The 15,963-nt window shown below is 70.5% G+C and carries 17 protein-coding genes; 15 read left to right on the plus strand and 2 right to left on the minus strand.

What is annotated here, in order from left to right; all coding sequences use genetic code 11:
* Positions 1–74: 74 nt before the first annotated feature.
* From DFJ69_RS20025 to DFJ69_RS20090, 14 genes are all read left to right on the plus strand, one after another.
* The gene (locus DFJ69_RS20025; RefSeq protein ID WP_170177725.1) at positions 75–1,097 is read left to right on the plus strand and encodes a DUF2207 domain-containing protein; all 1,023 of its coding nucleotides are present in this window, start codon (positions 75–77) and stop codon (positions 1,095–1,097) included.
* Positions 1,098–1,248: 151 nt separating this feature from the next.
* Positions 1,249–2,400, plus strand: coding sequence for an MraY family glycosyltransferase (locus DFJ69_RS20030; RefSeq protein ID WP_116024018.1), 1,152 nt, complete (start codon positions 1,249–1,251; stop codon positions 2,398–2,400).
* A gap of 219 nt (positions 2,401–2,619) precedes the next feature.
* Positions 2,620–3,117 carry a Cg1360 family ATP-synthase-associated protein gene (locus DFJ69_RS20035; RefSeq protein WP_116024019.1) on the plus strand — a complete coding sequence of 166 codons (498 nt, stop codon included), beginning with the start codon at positions 2,620–2,622 and terminating at the stop codon, positions 3,115–3,117.
* A 96-nt stretch (positions 3,118–3,213) separates the two neighbouring features.
* Positions 3,214–3,456 (plus strand): AtpZ/AtpI family protein, encoded by a 243-nt coding sequence (locus DFJ69_RS20040; protein ID WP_245974474.1) that lies wholly within the window; start codon positions 3,214–3,216, stop codon positions 3,454–3,456.
* Between the two features lie 115 nt (positions 3,457–3,571).
* A complete protein-coding gene (atpB, locus tag DFJ69_RS20045; protein ID WP_116024021.1) occupies positions 3,572–4,375 on the plus strand; it encodes a F0F1 ATP synthase subunit A in 804 nt (267 codons plus the stop codon).
* 65 nt (positions 4,376–4,440) lie between these two features.
* A complete protein-coding gene (gene atpE, locus DFJ69_RS20050) occupies positions 4,441–4,662 on the plus strand; it encodes an ATP synthase F0 subunit C (RefSeq protein ID WP_116024022.1) in 222 nt (73 codons plus the stop codon).
* A 38-nt stretch (positions 4,663–4,700) separates the two neighbouring features.
* Positions 4,701–5,246 (plus strand): F0F1 ATP synthase subunit B, encoded by a 546-nt coding sequence (locus DFJ69_RS20055; RefSeq protein WP_116024023.1) that lies wholly within the window; start codon positions 4,701–4,703, stop codon positions 5,244–5,246.
* Positions 5,243–6,067, plus strand: a complete 825-nt coding sequence (locus DFJ69_RS20060) for a F0F1 ATP synthase subunit delta (RefSeq protein WP_245974475.1) — start codon at positions 5,243–5,245, stop codon at positions 6,065–6,067. Before DFJ69_RS20055 ends, DFJ69_RS20060 begins: the two co-directional genes overlap by 4 nt.
* A 91-nt stretch (positions 6,068–6,158) precedes the next feature.
* Positions 6,159–7,799 (plus strand): F0F1 ATP synthase subunit alpha, encoded by a 1,641-nt coding sequence (gene atpA / locus DFJ69_RS20065; RefSeq protein ID WP_116026755.1) that lies wholly within the window; start codon positions 6,159–6,161, stop codon positions 7,797–7,799.
* Between the two features lie 6 nt (positions 7,800–7,805).
* Complete coding sequence (locus DFJ69_RS20070; RefSeq protein WP_116024024.1) at positions 7,806–8,717, plus strand: F0F1 ATP synthase subunit gamma; 912 nt, start codon at positions 7,806–7,808, stop codon at positions 8,715–8,717.
* Complete coding sequence (gene atpD / locus DFJ69_RS20075) at positions 8,718–10,148, plus strand: F0F1 ATP synthase subunit beta (RefSeq protein WP_116024025.1); 1,431 nt, start codon at positions 8,718–8,720, stop codon at positions 10,146–10,148.
* A gap of 63 nt (positions 10,149–10,211) precedes the next feature.
* On the plus strand, positions 10,212–10,607 hold the full coding sequence (locus DFJ69_RS20080; protein WP_116024026.1) for a F0F1 ATP synthase subunit epsilon: 396 nt from the start codon (positions 10,212–10,214) through the stop codon (positions 10,605–10,607).
* 23 nt (positions 10,608–10,630) lie between these two features.
* The gene (locus DFJ69_RS20085; RefSeq protein ID WP_116024027.1) at positions 10,631–11,083 is read left to right on the plus strand and encodes a DUF2550 domain-containing protein; all 453 of its coding nucleotides are present in this window, start codon (positions 10,631–10,633) and stop codon (positions 11,081–11,083) included.
* A gap of 156 nt (positions 11,084–11,239) precedes the next feature.
* Positions 11,240–12,445 carry a lipase family protein gene (locus DFJ69_RS20090; protein ID WP_211328666.1) on the plus strand — a complete coding sequence of 402 codons (1,206 nt, stop codon included), beginning with the start codon at positions 11,240–11,242 and terminating at the stop codon, positions 12,443–12,445.
* Positions 12,446–12,509: 64 nt separating this feature from the next.
* Here the strand turns inward: DFJ69_RS20090 and DFJ69_RS20095 are convergent, their stop codons facing one another.
* Both DFJ69_RS20095 and DFJ69_RS20100 read right to left on the minus strand, forming a co-directional pair.
* Positions 12,510–13,292, minus strand: a complete 783-nt coding sequence (locus DFJ69_RS20095; RefSeq protein WP_116024029.1) for a DUF4097 family beta strand repeat-containing protein — start codon at positions 13,290–13,292, stop codon at positions 12,510–12,512.
* Positions 13,293–13,420: 128 nt separating this feature from the next.
* Positions 13,421–14,029, minus strand: a complete 609-nt coding sequence (locus DFJ69_RS20100; protein WP_116024030.1) for a cob(I)yrinic acid a,c-diamide adenosyltransferase — start codon at positions 14,027–14,029, stop codon at positions 13,421–13,423.
* Between the two features lie 110 nt (positions 14,030–14,139).
* Here DFJ69_RS20100 and DFJ69_RS20105 point away from each other — a divergent pair, with 110 nt between their 5' ends.
* Positions 14,140–15,732, plus strand: a complete 1,593-nt coding sequence (locus tag DFJ69_RS20105) for a GMC family oxidoreductase (protein WP_116024031.1) — start codon at positions 14,140–14,142, stop codon at positions 15,730–15,732.
* Positions 15,733–15,963: the final 231 nt, after the last annotated feature.

The raw sequence follows: 15,963 nt of genomic DNA on the forward strand, positions 1-15,963 counted from the left end.
GCCCCGGTTCCGCGGCGGCCGGGTTACCGTGGTGCGGGGTCCGGGCGCGCCGGTCGGTGGGGACGATGCGCAGTATGCGGGACATGGTCTGGGTCGTGGCGATCGCGGTCGGGATACCGCTGGCGATCGTCTGCCTCGCGCTGCCCGCGCACGCCGCGCCGGGCGAGAGCATCCCCACCTACGACGTCGTCCTGGAGATCCGCCCCGACGGCGTGCTGCACGTCCGCGAGACGATCACCTACGACTTCCGGGGCCGGGGCGAGCACGGCATCGTGCGCCGCGTCCCGTACCGGATCGAGAACCGGCTGTACGACATCCGCAACGTGCGCACCAGCAGCTCCACCGGCGCCCCCGCGAGGGCCAGGGCCCGGAAGATGCTGCACGAGGTGCACATCGACGTCGGCGGGGAGCGGCGCCGGGTCGGCGGGCGTCAGGCGTACGTGATCGAGTACGACGTCGTCGGCGTCATGACGCCGCACCCGGGGCGCGTCGAGCTGCGCTGGGACGCCGTCGGGGCGGGCTGGGACGTGCCGATCGGCGAGGTCTCGGTGCGGGTCGAGGTGCCCGCGCGGCCCCTGCGGGTCGGCTGCCGGGCCGGCTCCCGACGGCACGCGCGCGGCGATCCGGAGGCCACCGGCCTGACCCGCTGCGGAGGGGGCCGTGACGGTCCGTACGCCGTCGACTTCACCCAGGGAGGGCTGGGCCCGCACGAGAGCGTGCTGATCGTCGTACGGCTGCCTGAGGGCGCGGTGCACGCCGCTCCGCCGCGGTACGCCAGGCCGCACTTCACCGGGTCGTGGCTCGGGTACACGGCGCTGCTCGTGGGCCTGGGCGTCGGGCCGGCCCTCCTGCTCCCGTGGGCGCGGGCCCGCCGACGTCCCGGCCGGCGGGTCGGCGCGGGGCCGGCGGGGGCCGGGTTCCTGCTGGTCACCGTGGACGTGGCCGACGACGTCCTGGCCCGCGGCGTCTGGGCGGCCTCCGTGGGCGATCTCACCTTGACGGGGCTGGGCCTGCTCGCCGCCGGATCGGCGATGATCTTCCGGTCGGGGCGGCCCGGCGTCACCGAACGTGCGGCATCAGAGGATCAGCGGGCATAGAGTTGGTCACATTGCCCCGCGTCCGGCGAACCGGCCGGTCGGGGGCGGCGTCTTTCAACAGCGAACGGTCGACGGCGCACGGTCGGGGTTTCCGGCATGATCACGCGACCCGCCGAGGACCGGCGGCGGCGCGGCGGACAGGGAGGTGGGTGTGCGCGAGTACCTGCTGATCATCCTCGTCGCCGCGGTGATCACCTACCTGCTGGTCCCGGTGGTCCGGGCCTTCTCGGTGCGGTTCGGCGCCATGACCGCGGTGCGCGATCGCGACGTCCACGCCATCCCCACGCCCCGGATGGGCGGGCTGGCCATGTTCTTCGGCATGGTCGGCGCCCTGGTGGTGGCCAGCGGGCTGCCGGTGATGCGCGAGGTCATGAAGACCAGCGACGTCGATCGCGGGCTGCTGCTGGCGGGCGGGCTGATCGTGCTGCTGGGCATGGCCGACGACCGGTGGGAGCTCGACGCCCTCACCAAGTTCGCGGGCCAGGTGGCCGCCGCCGGGCTGTTCATCGCCAACGGCATTCAGCTCCTGGTGATCCCCCTGCCGAGCGGCCAGCCGCTCGTGCTGCCCCCCGAATACGGGGTTCCGCTGACCGTTTTCCTGGTGGTCGCGACGATCAACGCGGTCAACTTCGTGGACGGTCTGGACGGCCTCGCGGCCGGCGTCGTCGGAATCTCCGCCGTCGCGCTTTTCACCTACGCCTCGCTGCTCTCGTTCTCCCTGCGGATGACCCGGATGACGCCGGCCACGCTGACCGCGGCGGTGCTCATCGGAATCTGCGCGGGCTTCCTGCCGCACAATTTCAACCCGGCCCGGATCTTCATGGGGGACACCGGCTCGATGCTGATCGGGCTGCTGCTCAGCGGCGCGACGATCTTGCTCACCGGGACGTTCGACAGCACCACGATCGGCCCCGCGGCCCAGATCCCGTTCATTCTGCCGTTGGTCATGGTGCCGCTGGTGGTGGCGGTTCCCTACATCGACATGCTGTTGGCGGTGTGGAGACGCACCAATCAAGGAAAGTCGCCGTTCGCGCCCGACAAACTCCATCTGCACCATCGGCTGCTCGAACTCGGACATTCCCACCGTCGGGCCGTTCTGGTCATGTATTTCTGGGTAGGGCTGCTCGCGTCCTGCGTGGTCGGATTGGCCTTCGTCCGGTCCGTGGCGCTGGTGCTCTTCGTGACGGCGCTGGTCGCCGTGGCGGGGGTGGTGGGGTTGATCGCCGAGCCCTGGCGACGCGGCCGCCGGCCCCGTCCCGGAACCGGGACGATCACCCCGGAACGGCCTCGCGAGCACGTCTGAGACACCGCCGGGGGGTCGGCCGGTGACGATCACGCGAACATTTGGGGCACTGCGGACCGTCCTGCTGCCAGGGCTTGAAGCGCTCGGGTCGGGCCTGGGACAGTTGTGACTCCTGGTGACCCCGCGCTTTACGTGATGGGTCATTGTGGGCGATCCCAGCGCTTGTGATACCTTTCACGAGCAAGAGCCGAACACAGACCGTGACCAGCCGGAGTCCTCATGCACTCATCCGACGCCCGGATCCTCCGCGGCGCCGCGATCCCGACCGCCCTGGCGGGCGCCGCCGCGATCGTGGTGGGTCTGCTGGTCGCCGGGGGCGGGGGAGCGCTCGGCGCCGCGTTCGGGACGCTCGTGGCCATCGCGTTCTTCACCGTCAGCGTCGTCGCGGTCAGTCACGCGTCCAAGATCTCGCCGCAGATGATGTTCGCCGCCGCGGTCTTCAGCTACATCACGAAGGTCTTCGCGATGTTCGGGCTGATCGCGGTGTTCCAGAACACCACGGCGTGGGACTCGCAGGTGTTCGGCTACACGATCATCGCGCTGACGCTCGTCTGGATCGTCGCGGAGATCCGGGTCGCCACCCGGTCCAAGACGCCCTACATCGACGACCCGGCCGAGTCCACGGGATCCACCGGCACGGGCGGCGGCCTCGCCGCCTCCACCGGGCGGACCGACACGGGGGCCCCGAGCGGCTCCGCCGCCGACCGGAGCCCGTGATGGTGCACCGCGCGGCGCTCCCGGGGCGGGCTCTGTCGCCCGGGGACTACTCCGATATGACCATCTGGGGAGTGGACTGCTATGGTCCGTGCTGCGATGAGCGGGGAGGGGCGCCGGCCCGACCGCCGGCCCGACGACGCGGATCAATTCGGTGGACACCAGGGCTTCACGAACGCGGCCTGGTCGATTCCGAGCTACATCCTGTCCGGAATGGCGGTCTACGGAGGAGCCGGATGGCTCCTCGACCGGTGGCTGGGCACCTCGGCTCTGTTCCCGATCGGAATCCTGGTCGGCCTCGGTCTCGCGCTCTACCTGGTCTTTCACCGCTACGGCCGCTGAGCCTCCCGGCAGCGCCGCGGAGGCGGGCCGCCCGACGCCTTGTAAGCCTCGTCACGATCGAGCCCGCAGGGCACGCACCTGAGCACCGTATGAGCTACGACGAAGGGACTGCCGCGTGAGCGCGCCGCACATCCTCGCCTCTCCCGGCGGTGGAGAGGAATTCAAGGCTCCTGGTCTGGAGCTCTTCGAGTTCGCGCCGCTGTGGGACGGTGCCCCGAGCTGGCTGACCAAGCCGGTGCTCATCGCCGCGCTGAGCGTGGTCATCGTGTGCGCCTTCTTCTGGTCGGCCTTCAACAACCCGAAGCTGGTGCCCCGGGGCGTCCAGAACGTCGGAGAGGTCGGCTACCTGTTCGTGCGCGACCAGATCGCGCGGCCGATGATCGGCAAGGACGGCGACCGCTGGATGCCCTTCCTGGTGTCCAGCTTCTTCTTCATCCTGATCATCAACTGGATGGGCGTCATCCCGGTCATGCAGTTGCCGATCGCGTCGCACATCGCGTTCCCGATCGTGCTCGCGGTGACCGTCTACGTGATGATGATCTTCCTGAGCATCAAGCATCAGGGCCTGGTGGGCTACTTCAAGAACATGATGTTCCCGCCGGGGCTGCCCAAGCCGCTGTACGTCATCCTCGCCCCGATCGAGCTGCTGTCGAACATCATTCTCCGGCCGTTCACCCACGCGGTCCGACTGTTCGCCAACATGTTCGCCGGCCACCTCCTGCTGGCCTTCTTCGCCACGGTGGCCTACTGGTTCCTGTTCGAGAAGCTGACCGGGCTCGGCGCCGGCCTCGGGGTGCTCGGATTCCTCATGACGATCGTGATGACCGGGTTCGAGATCTTCGTACAGGCGTTGCAGGCGTTCATCTTCACCCTGCTGGCGGCCTCCTACATCGGCGGCGCGCTGCACCCCGACCACTGACCGACACTTCGCGCCAACCCCAGCTCCGGTGGGCACAGCCCACCGGCCGACCAGAAGGAAAGCGAATGATCACCGCCGCTGTTGAAGGCAACCTCGGCTCCATCGCGTACGGTCTGGCCGCCATCGGCCCCGGCATCGGTGTGGGCATCATCTTCGGCCAGGGCGTGCAGGCCATCGCCCGCCAGCCGGAGCTGACCAACGTCATCCGCCAGAACATGCTGCTGGGCTTCGCGCTCACCGAGGCCCTGGCCCTCATCGGTTTCGTCGTGCCGTTCGTGCACAAGTGACCGATCAGCCCACCATCTGACCGGAAGGCGGATTCACAATGTTCTTCCTGGCTGAAGGGGGCAGCGAGCACAACCCGCTGATCCCGGAGCCGGCCGAGCTGATCTTCGGCACGCTCTCGTTCGCGATCGTGCTGCTCCTGGTGGGCTGGAAGCTCGTTCCGCAGATCCAGAAGACGCTCGCCGAGCGCACCGACGCGATCGAGGGCGGGCTCAACCGGGCCGAGGACGCGCAGCGCGAGGCCCAGGCCAAGCTGGCCGAGTACTCCGCCCAGTTGCAGGAGGCCCGCACCGAGGCCGCACGGCTCCGGGAGAAGGCCCGCGAAGAGGGCGCGCAGATCGTCGCCGAGATGCGCGAGCAGGCGCAGGCCGAGGCCCGGCGCATCGTGGAGGCCGCCCAGGCCACCATCGAGGCCGAGCGTCAGCAGGCCCTGCAGCAGTTGCGGGCCGAGGTCGGCACCCTGTCGGTCGAGCTGGCCGGCCGGGTGGTCGGCGAGTCGCTGACCGACCAGGCCACCCAGAGCCGGGTGGTCGACCGGTTCCTGGTCGAGCTGGAGGACCGCACCCGCGCGCAGGAGCCCGCATGAGCTCCGCCGTGATGGGGGCGGTCGCCCGCGCCTCGCTCGCCGAGGCGCGGGAGCGGCTGGAGGCCGTGCTCCCCACGGCCGACCGGGACGTGCTGGGCGCCGACCTGTTCGCGGTGCTCCACCTGGTGGACCGCGAGCACAGGCTGCGCCGGGCGATCTCCGACCCGTCCGCCGACCCGGACGCCAAGGCGGCGCTGGTCACCGGCCTGCTGAACGGCAAGGTCTCCTCGGGGGCCCTGACGGTCGTGCAGGACGTGGTCCGGCTGCGCTGGACCCGTTCCCCGCAACTGTCGGACACGCTGGAGATCCTCGCGGTGACGGCCGAGGCCGCCCGGGCCGAGGCCGCCGGCGTGCTCGACGACCTGGAGGACGAGCTGTTCCGGTTCTCCCGGATCGTGGAGGCCGAGCCGGCGCTGCGGGCCGCGCTGACCGACCCGGCACTGCCCGCCGACCGCAAGCAGGCCGTGCTCGCGGCCCTGCTGGAGGGGCGGGCGACACCCTCCCTGCAGCGGCTGATCGGCGAGCTGGTGCTCCACTCGCGAGGCCGTAGCCTGGAAGGCGGGCTCGCTCACGTCGGTCGGCTCGTCGCGCAGCGGCGCGAGCGCCTGGTGGCGCTGGTGCGCTCCGCGGTGGACCTGACGGAGCAGCAGCGCATCCGGCTGGCCGCGGTGCTCGCCACGGCCTACGGGCACGACGTACACCTGAACATCGAGCTCGACCCCACCGTCCTGGGCGGTATCTCCATCCAGATCGGGGACGAGGTCATCGACGGCACGATCGCCGGGCGGCTGGACGAGGTCCGGCGCAGACTGGCGTCGTGACGCACCCCAGCCGACGAGCGCGCGGCCGATGCGTCGGCGCGAGCAGACCGAGCAGACCGAGCTGACCCTTCAAGGGAGCAAGAGAGGAATCATGGCGGAGCTGACGATCCGTCCGGACGAGATCCGGAACGCGCTGGAGCGCTTCGTCCAGTCGTACGAGCCGGAGGCGGCCGCGCGCGAAGAGGTCGGCACCGTTGTCGATTCCGGCGACGGTATCGCCCACATCGAGGGCCTGCCCTCGGCCATGGCGAACGAGATCCTCGAGTTCGAGGACGGGACCCGTGGCCTGGCTCTGAACCTGGACGTCCGTGAGATCGGCGCCGTTGTCCTGGGTGACTTCAGCACGATCGAGGAGGGCCAGAAGGTCCGCCGCACCGGTGAGGTGCTGTCGGTCCCGGTGGGCGACGCCTACCTGGGCCGCGTGGTCGACGCGCTGGGCAACCCGCTGGACGGCAAGGGCGCGCTGGAGCTGACCGAGCGTCGTGCGCTGGAGCTGCAGGCCCCCACGGTCGTGCAGCGGCAGTCGGTGAACGAGCCGCTGCAGACCGGCATCAAGGCCATCGACGCGATGACGCCGATCGGCCGCGGCCAGCGGCAGTTGGTGATCGGCGACCGGCAGACCGGCAAGACCACGATCTGCATCGACACGATCATCAACCAGAAGGACAACTGGCTGTCCGGCGACGAGAAGAAGCAGGTCCGCTGCATCTACGTCGCCATCGGCCAGAAGGGCTCCACGATCGCCAACGTGCGCCGCACCCTCGAAGAGGCCGGCGCCATGGAGTACACCACGATCGTCGCGGCCCCCGCGTCCGAGCCCTCCGGCTACAAGTACATCGCCCCCTACACCGGCTCGGCCATCGGCCAGCACTGGATGTACCAGGGCAAGCACGTCCTGATCATCTTCGACGACCTGTCGAAGCAGGCCGAGGCGTACCGCGCCATCTCGCTGCTGCTGCGCCGTCCGCCGGGCCGTGAGGCCTACCCGGGCGACGTGTTCTACCTGCACTCCCGGCTGCTGGAGCGCTGCGCCAAGCTGTCCGACGACCTCGGCGGCGGCTCGATGACCGGTCTGCCGATCATCGAGACCAAGGGCAACGACGTGTCGGCGTTCATCCCGACCAACGTCATCTCCATCACCGACGGCCAGTGCTTCCTGGAGACGGACCTGTTCAACCAGGGCGTCCGGCCGGCCATCAACGTCGGTGTCTCGGTCTCCCGAGTGGGCGGCTCCGCCCAGGTCAAGGCGATGCGCAAGGTGGCCGGTACGCTCCGGCTGTCGCTGTCGCAGTTCCGCGACCTGGAGGCGTTCGCCGCCTTCGCGTCCGACCTGGACGCGGCCTCCCGCGCCCAGCTCGACCGCGGCGCCCGGCTGGTGGAGCTGCTCAAGCAGCCCCAGTACAGCCCGTACCCGGTGGAGAAGCAGGTCGTGTCGGTGTGGTCCGGGACGACCGGCGAGCTCGACGACGTGCCGGTGGAGGACGTCCGCCGGTTCGAGTCCGAGTTCCTCGACTACATCGAGCGCAACCACGGCGGTGTGCTGGTCGACATCAAGGGCTCCGGACAGCTCTCCGACGACGCCCTGACCACGCTCAAGGCGGCGATCGAGGAGTTCAAGAAGGAGTTCCAGACCAGTGCCGGCACGCTGCTGGGCGCCGACGAGCCGGTCGAGCCGATCAAGGACGAGGCGATCGGCCAGGAGAAGGTCCAGCGCGTCGTCAAGAAGGACTGATCCGGCATGGGTGCACAGCTTCGCCAACTGAGGCGGCAGATCAGGTCGGTCAAGTCGACCGCCAAGATCACCCGCGCCCAGGAGATGATCGCCACCTCCCGGATCGTCAAGGCCCAGCAGGCGGTGGAGGCCTCCAGGCCGTACGCGGACCAGATCACCCGGGCGCTCACCGCCCTGGTCAGCCACCACGTGGGCATCGACCATCCGCTGCTCAACGAGCAGCCGGAGGACCGGCGCTCGGCCGTGCTGGTGATCACCAGTGACCGCGGGTTCTGCGGCGCGTACAACGCCAACGTGATCCGCGAGGCCGAGTCGCTGATGGCCGCGCTCCGGGAACGCGGTCGCATCCCGATCCCGTACGTCATCGGCAACAAGGGCCTGACCTGGTACAAGTTCCGCGATCGCGAGCTGGCCGGGGAGTGGCACGGGTTGTCGGACCGGCCGGACTTCGCCGGTGCGGAGCGGATCGGGCGGCGGCTGACCGACGACTTCATCAAGACCGACGGTGACGGCGGCGTGGGCGAGATCCACGTGGTCTACACCGAGTTCGTCTCGATGTTGACGCAGGAGGTGCAGGTCCGTCGGTTGCTGCCGCTGGAGGTCGAGGAGACCACCGCGGACGCGATCGGCAACGTCCTGCCGGCGTACGAGTTCGAGCCTTCGGCGTCGGCGGCGCTGGACCTGCTGCTGCCGAACTACATCGAGAGCCGCATCTTCCACATGCTGCTCCAGTCGGCGGCGTCGTTCCACGCCGCGGTGCGCCGGGCCATGAAGTCCGCGACGGACAACGCCAACGAACTGATCGGGGTCTACTCGCGCCAGGCCAACCAGGCGCGGCAGGCCGAGATCACCCAGGAAATCAGCGAGATCGTCGGCGGCGCCGACGCGCTCGCCGAGTCGAGCGCGGGGAGTGAATAAATGACCGCACAGGTGGAGACCGCGACCGGCATCGGCCGCGTCGCCCGAGTCATCGGCCCGGTCGTCGACGTGGAGTTCCCCGCCGACGCCATGCCGGAGATCTACAACGCCCTCAACACCGAGGTGACCCTCGGTGAGGACACCAAGGTCCTGACCCTCGAGGTCGCCCAGCACCTGGGCGACAACGTGGTGCGGGCCATCTCGATGCAGCCGACCGACGGCCTGACCCGCGGCGCGCAGGTCACCGACTCCGGCAAGCCGATCTCGGTGCCGGTGGGCGATGTGACCAAGGGCCACGTCTGGAACGCCCTGGGGGAGACCCTGGACGTGCCGACGGCGTCGCTGAACGTCACCGAGCGGTGGGGCATCCACCGCAAGGCCCCGCCGTTCGACCAGCTCGAGTCCAAGACCGAGATGCTGCCGACGGGTATCAAGGTCATCGACCTGCTCACCCCGTACGTCAAGGGCGGCAAGATCGGCCTGTTCGGCGGCGCGGGTGTGGGCAAGACCGTCCTGATCCAGGAGATGATCCGCCGGGTCGCCAAGAACTTCGGTGGCACCTCCTGCTTCGCCGGCGTCGGCGAGCGCACCCGTGAGGGCAACGACCTCTGGGTGGAGATGGACGAGGCGGACGTCCTCAAGGACACCGCCCTGGTCTTCGGCCAGATGGACGAGCCGCCGGGCACCCGGCTGCGGGTGGCGCTGTCGGCGCTGACCATGGCCGAGTACTTCCGGGACGTCCAGAAGCAGGACGTGCTGCTGTTCATCGACAACATCTTCCGGTTCACCCAGGCCGGGTCCGAGGTGTCCACCCTGCTCGGCCGCATGCCGTCCGCGGTGGGGTACCAGCCGACCCTGGCCGACGAGATGGGTGTGCTGCAGGAGCGGATCACCTCGACGCGCGGTCACTCGATCACCTCCATGCAGGCGATCTACGTGCCCGCCGACGACATCACCGACCCGGCGCCGCACACCACGTTCGCCCACCTGGACGCCACCACGGTGCTCTCCCGGGCGATCACCGAGAAGGGCATCTACCCGGCGGTGGACCCGCTCGACTCGACCTCGCGGATCATGGACCCGCAGATCATCGGGGTCGAGCACTACTCGGTGGCCCAGGAGGTCAAGCGGATCCTGCAGAAGTACAAGGAGCTGCAGGACATCATCGCCATCCTCGGCATCGACGAGCTGTCCGAAGAGGACAAGGTCACCGTTCAGCGGGCGCGGCGCATCGAGCGCTTCCTGTCGCACCCGATGTTCGTGGCCGAGGCCTTCACCGGCCAGCCCGGCGTGTTCGTCGAGGTGGACGACACCATCGCCTCGTTCAAGGCGATCGCCGAGGGCAAGTACGACCACTTCCCCGAGCAGGCGTTCTTCATGTGCGGTGGCATCGAGGATGTCGAGAAGAAGGCCAAGGAGCTCGCGCAGTAGTCCGCGGTCCCGGGGCGTCCGCACGGACGCCCCGGGTGCTCCCTCGAAGCACAAGGAGTGCAAGTGGCAACCCTGAAGGTGGGGCTGGTCTCACCGGAGCGTGAGGTCTGGTCCGGCGAGGCCGCTCAGGTGGTCGCGCAGACCATCGAGGGCCAGCTCGGCATCCTGCCCGGCCACGCCCCGGTGCTCGGCGTGCTGCTGGACGGCAGCGTGGTGAAGGTGACGCCGGCCGACGGGTCGGCCGAGATCGTGGCGATGGTCGGCAGCGGGTTCTTCTCGGTGGCCTCGGACGAGGTGTCGATCCTCGCCGAGCAGGCCGAGGTCGGTGACGACGTGGACGTCGAGGCGGCCCGTCGGGCGCTGGACGCGGCGCTGGCGGGCGATGGCGGCGACGAGGCGCCCACGGTGGCCGAGCGGCGTGCCCGTGCCAGGCTCCGGGCCGCCGGCCTCGACGCGTAACGAAGGACCGGGGGCGGGGCGGTTTGGGAGAGCGCCTGGCGTGGGACGTGGGCGGGGTGCTCGCCGTGCTGGTCACGGTCGCCCTGCTGCTGCTCGCCGCGGTCCTGCTGCGGCGCTGGCTGTTCCAGCGTCGCGGCGGCACGGTGGAGTGCAGCCTGCGGACCCTTCCACAGGACGGAGCCCCGGGCCCGTGGCGGCTGGGCATCGGCCGCTACAAGGGCGACGAGCTGCACTGGCATCGGGTGTTCGGCCTGCGGTCCAGGCCCCGGCAGGTGATCCACCGCCGGGGCCTCGTCGTGTCCAAGCGCCGTGAGCCGGGCCCCGACGAGGCCCCCGGCCTGCCCCCCGACGCGGGCATCGTCGAGGTCCGCAACGGCGATCTGCGGGTCGAGCTGGCGATGAGCGGGGCGGCCCTGACGGGTTTCCTGGCGTGGCTGGAGGCCGCTCCCCCTGGATTCCCGGTCGACATTTCCTGACCTCTTTCGCCTTTCCTCGCGGCCTTGTGAGCCGACTGAGTGACGCACGTCTCCTTTTTCGCCCGGAGTGGGCTAGTTCGGCCTGCCGGAATCCGACATCGTGACGAGTCACCTCATCTGACTCTTCGAAGTCGGATATCCCCCGAGGAGGCCGTTGTGAGGCTCAAAGCAATGCTGGTCGGCGCCGGAGTGCTGGCGTCCCTGGTCGTGGGCGTACCGTCGGCGAACGCCGACGAGGCCTTCTACTCCCCGCCTTCACCGTTGCCCGCCGGGGCCGATGGCGACGTGCTGAAGTCGCAGCCGTCCACGTACGCCGGCGCGAAGGCGACCCGGGTCATGTACCTCAGCCGCAACGCCAAGAACCAGCCGATCCCGGTCACCGGCACGGTCATCGTCCCCGAGAAGACGTGGGCCGGGCCCGGCGAGCGGCCCATCGTGGCGTACGCGCCGTTCACCGCCGGCATGGGCGACCAGTGCGCGCCGTCCAAGACCCTCGCGGGTGAGGGCGGCGACCTGGCGGCCGGGTTCCAGAAGCAGTTCGTGGACACGCTCCTCGGCAAGGGCTTCGCGGTCGCCCAGACCGACTACGAGGGGCTGGGCACGCCCGGCGATCACACCTATGTGATGCGTTTGTCGGAGGCCCGTACGGTCCTGGACGTGGTGCGCGCGGCCCAGCGCCTGCCCGGCGCCGGACTGCCCGCCGACGGCCCGGTCGGCATCGCGGGCTACTCCGAGGGAGGTGGCGCGGCGGCCTCGGCGGCCGAACTCGCCTCCGACTACGCTCCGGACCTGGACGTCAGGGGTGTGTACTCCGGTGCTCCTCCGGCGGACAAGGCCAAGCTGGCCAAGAGCCTGGACGGCAGCCTGTACGCGGCCTTCCTCGGCTACGCGCTGATCGGCATCAACGCCGCCTACCCGGAGTCGAAGGTCTACGACCTGGCCAATGACACGGGCAAGAAGTTCTTCGAGGACGCCGCCAAGACCTGCACCATGGGCGGGGTCATGGGCCTGATGTTCAAGAACACCAAGACGCTGACCAAGGACGGCCGTCCGGTCGCCGAATACATGACGCAGGCGCCGTTCAGCGCCATCGTGGCGGAGAACCGCATCGGCACCCTCAAGCCCGCGATGCCCGTTCTCGTCGAGCACGCGCTGCTGGACGACGCCATTCCGCATGAGCACGGCCGGCTGATGTCCAAGGACTGGTGCGGCAAGGGCGCGAACGTCACGTTCCGGAACCTGGCCTCCTTCCCGTTGTTCGGCCACGCCCTCGGCATGCTCACGGCCAAGAACAACGCCGCGACGTGGCTGGGCGACCGGTTCGCCGGCAAGCCCGTCACGGGCAACTGCGGGACGCTCTAGCACCGGGCCGAACGAGGCCGTGCCGCTCCGCCCACCGAGGCGGGCCGGCACGGCCCCCGGTCCGTCAGGCGCCCGAGACGGTGATGTCGCCGGCGTCGGTGCGGGCGGTGACGCTGCGGCCGGACTTGGGGTCGCTGACGATGTCGGTGACGCGCGGGGTCCCGGATTGGGTACGTGCGTCGACGCGGTAGTTCGCTCCGGTGGGGAGCCAGAGCCGGATGTTGCCGGAGTCGGCCTCGAGGTCCACGACGTTCGGCGGCTGGTCCTTCCGGAACCGGACGGTGAGGTCGCCCGCGTCGGCGTGGGCGGTGAGGCGCTGGGCGCGGACCTCGGTCAGCTCGATGTTCCCCGAGTCGGTGCTGGCGCTGATCGTGCCGCCGGTCAGCTCGGACACCCTGATGTCGCCGGCGTCGGCGTGCGCCCGCAGGTCGCCCTCGGTGCCCCGGACCCGGATGTTCCCGGAGTCGGTGCGCACCTTGGCGGCCATCTTGCGCGGCACCTGGAGCCGGTAGCCGACGGCGCACTCGTTGAAGCCGATGGTGAAGCCCTCGGGGCACTTGTAGCCGAGGACCAGGGTGTCGCCCTCGCGGCGGTGGGTGGGGGTGGGCTTCTGCTCCTTGGACCACGACAGCCGCTCGTGCACGCTGATCGTGGCGCTGTCGGTGCCGACGATCTCGATGTCCGCGCCGTCCAGGCGGACGTCCAGGCTCGCGACGTTGCCGGGCAGCTCGTAGCGGCGGTCCTCGTGGTAGGTGGTCACGCCGAAGGACCCGCACCCGCTGAGCGCCGCCGTCACGCCGATCAGCCCGGTGGCCAGCGCGGCCACGCCCTTGAGCCTGTTCACCATCGTCTCCGTTCCCCGTTCGGGCGGGTTCGCCCGTTGCGGCGCCCTGGTTCAGGATCTCCGTTCGTCCCGGGGCGCGACAGGTGGCATGCCTGCGTCTTGGGGGTGGGGCTAACCCCACCCCGGTCGGCTCAACGCTCGCCGCCGGGCTTCCACAGGACGTCCCCGTGCCCGGCGTTGGCGACCCGGCACAGGATGAACAGCAGGTCGGACAGGCGGTTGAGGTAGCGGGCGGTGAGCGGGTTGACGCTGCCCTCGGGGGCCGCGCCGTGGTGGTCGACGGCCGTCCAGACGGAGCGTTCGGCCCTGCGGGTCACCGTGCGCGCCACGTGCAGGAGGGCCGCGCCGGGCGTCCCGCCGGGGAGGATGAAGCTGCGCAGCGGCCGCAGGTCGGCGTTGTGCCGGTCGCACGCCTCCTCCAGCCGGGTCACGTACGACTCCTCCACACGCAGCGGCGGGTATGCGGCCGGGCCGTCGGTGACCGGGTTGCAGAGGTCGGCGCCGACGTCGAACAGGTCGTTCTGCACGCGGACGAGCAGCGTCCGCAGGTCGTCGGACAGGTCGCCGAGCGCGAGGGCCGCCCCGATGGCGGCGTTGGCCTCCTCGACGTCGGCGTAGGCGGCCAGGCGGGGATCGGACTTGCGGGTCCGCGACATGTCGCCCAGGGCGGTGGTCCCGTCGTCGCCCGTCCGGGTATAGATCCGGGACAGGACGACCGGGGTCTCCTCGTTCTTCGGCATGAACGCCAGCCTAGTTCCGGCCTGACTCGGGCCGTTTGCGACGGTGATGTCATCATGTGACCGCTGTACGCTGCCACTTACATCGGTCGACTGCTTGCCGGAGGCGCGACGTGTACGACTACATCATCGTGGGGGCCGGGAGCGCCGGCTGCGTCCTGGCGGCCCGGCTGAGCGAGGATCCGGGGACCCAGGTGCTGCTGCTGGAGGCCGGGCCGCCGGACGACGGCCCCGAGATCCAGGTCCCGGCGGGCATCGCGTCGCTGATGAAGGGCCCGTACGACTGGGACTACGCCACCACGCCGCAGGAGCACGCGGGCGGGCGCAGCGTCTACTGGCCGCGCGGGCGGACGCTCGGCGGGTCCTCGTCCACCAACGCGATGATCTACATCCGGGGCAACCGGTACGACTACGACACCTGGCGCGACTCCTACGGCTGCGCCGGCTGGGGCCACGCGGACCTCCTGCCGTACTTCCGGCGCGCGGAGGACCAGCAGCGCGGCGAGTCGGAGCACCACGGTGTCGGCGGGCCGCTGCGGGTCGAGGACCTGCGGTTCAAGCACCGGGTGACCCGCGCCTGGGTGGAGTCGGCGCGGGCGTACGGGCTGCCCGCCAACGCCGACTTCAACGGCCCCGAGCAGGACGGCGTGGGCTTCTACCAGGTCACCCAGAAGCGCGGACGCCGCTGGTCGACCGCCGACGCCTACCTGCGCCCGGCGCTCGACCGGCCCAACCTCACCCTGCACACCGACGCGACGGTGACCGGCGTGATCATCGAGGCGGGTCGGGCCGTCGGCGTCCGGTACGAGCTGCGGGGAGAGGCGACGCAGGCCCGCGCCGAGGCCGAGGTGGTGCTGTCGGGCGGCGCGATCAACAGCCCCCAGTTGCTCATGCTGTCCGGGCTGGGGCCCGCCGACCGGCTCCGCGAGCACGGCATCGACGTGCTGGTGGACCTGCCCGGCGTCGGCGAGCACCTCCAGGACCACCCGATCGCCCCCGCCCTATGGTCCACTCCGGGCATCAAGGCGCTGTGGGAGAACGGCACCGCGCGCCAGTTCGTGAAGTGGCAGGCGCTCGGCCGGGGGCCGCTGTCGTCCAACGTGGCCGAGTGCGGCGGCTTCACCCGTACCGTCGAGGGGCTGCCCGCCCCGGACCTGCAGTACCACGTGCTCCCCACGCCGTTCGTGAACGAGGGGCTCACCGAGACCCCGCAGCGCCTGATGACGGTGCTGGTCACCGCCGTGGCCGTCGCCAGCCGGGGCCGCCTCACGCTGCGGTCGGCGAGCCCGTACGCCAAGCCGCTGATCGATCCCGCCTACCTGTCCGACAAGGCCGACCTGGACATCCTGGTGGCCGGGGTGCGGCAGGCCCGTCAGATCGCCGCCACGGGGCCGCTGGCCCGGCTGACGCAGGGGGAGTGGGCGCCGGGCGAGCAGGTCGAGGACGAGGCCGCGCTGCGCGCGTGGGTGCGCCGTGAGGCCGGCACCCTGTACCACCCGACGAGCACCTGCATCATGGGCGGCGGCGAGGACTCGGTCGTCGACCCGGAGCTGCGGGTGCGCGGTGTGGAGGGGCTGCGGGTGGTGGACGCCTCGGTGATGCCGACGGTTCCGCGCGGCAACACCAACGCCCCCACCATCGCGATCGCCGAGCGCGCCGCCGACCTCCTCCGGGGTCGTACGCCGTCGGCCGCCGCGTCCGTCTAAGACCTCTCTAAGGCATCGCCCTAGGCGCGGAAAACGAGAGACCCCCTCTCCTCCCGAGGAGGTGAGGGGGTCTGTGTCCCAGAGCGGCAGCCGGGCGGCTCCGGGGGAGCCGGCTCCCTGCGGGTCACCGGTTGCGGGCCTTCGCCTTGGCGGCCCTGCGGGCGGCCTTGGCCTCCTCGCGGTACCGCCGTACGCGGTCCTGCATGATGGCCCGGGAGATGTCGGGGTGGT

The sequence above is a fragment of the Thermomonospora umbrina genome, assembly GCF_003386555.1.
In the GTDB taxonomy this organism is placed as follows: domain Bacteria; phylum Actinomycetota; class Actinomycetes; order Streptosporangiales; family Streptosporangiaceae; genus Thermomonospora; species Thermomonospora umbrina.

Bases quoted from the DNA above. Each gene is read 5' to 3' on its own strand.
- DFJ69_RS20025 (WP_170177725.1), top strand. From the start codon at position 75: ATGCGGGACATGGTCTGGGTCGTGGCGATCGCGGTCGGGATACCGCTG.
- DFJ69_RS20035 (WP_116024019.1), top strand. From the start codon at position 2,620: ATGCACTCATCCGACGCCCGGATCCTCCGCGGCGCCGCGATCCCGACC.
- DFJ69_RS20040 (WP_245974474.1), top strand. From the start codon at position 3,214: ATGAGCGGGGAGGGGCGCCGGCCCGACCGCCGGCCCGACGACGCGGAT.
- atpE (WP_116024022.1), top strand. From the start codon at position 4,441: ATGATCACCGCCGCTGTTGAAGGCAACCTCGGCTCCATCGCGTACGGT.
- DFJ69_RS20055 (WP_116024023.1), top strand. From the start codon at position 4,701: ATGTTCTTCCTGGCTGAAGGGGGCAGCGAGCACAACCCGCTGATCCCG.
- DFJ69_RS20060 (WP_245974475.1), top strand. From the start codon at position 5,243: ATGAGCTCCGCCGTGATGGGGGCGGTCGCCCGCGCCTCGCTCGCCGAG.
- atpA (WP_116026755.1), top strand. From the start codon at position 6,159: ATGGCGGAGCTGACGATCCGTCCGGACGAGATCCGGAACGCGCTGGAG.
- DFJ69_RS20070 (WP_116024024.1), top strand. From the start codon at position 7,806: ATGGGTGCACAGCTTCGCCAACTGAGGCGGCAGATCAGGTCGGTCAAG.
- atpD (WP_116024025.1), top strand. From the start codon at position 8,718: ATGACCGCACAGGTGGAGACCGCGACCGGCATCGGCCGCGTCGCCCGA.
- DFJ69_RS20095 (WP_116024029.1), bottom strand. From the start codon at position 13,292: ATGGTGAACAGGCTCAAGGGCGTGGCCGCGCTGGCCACCGGGCTGATC.
- DFJ69_RS20100 (WP_116024030.1), bottom strand. From the start codon at position 14,029: ATGCCGAAGAACGAGGAGACCCCGGTCGTCCTGTCCCGGATCTATACC.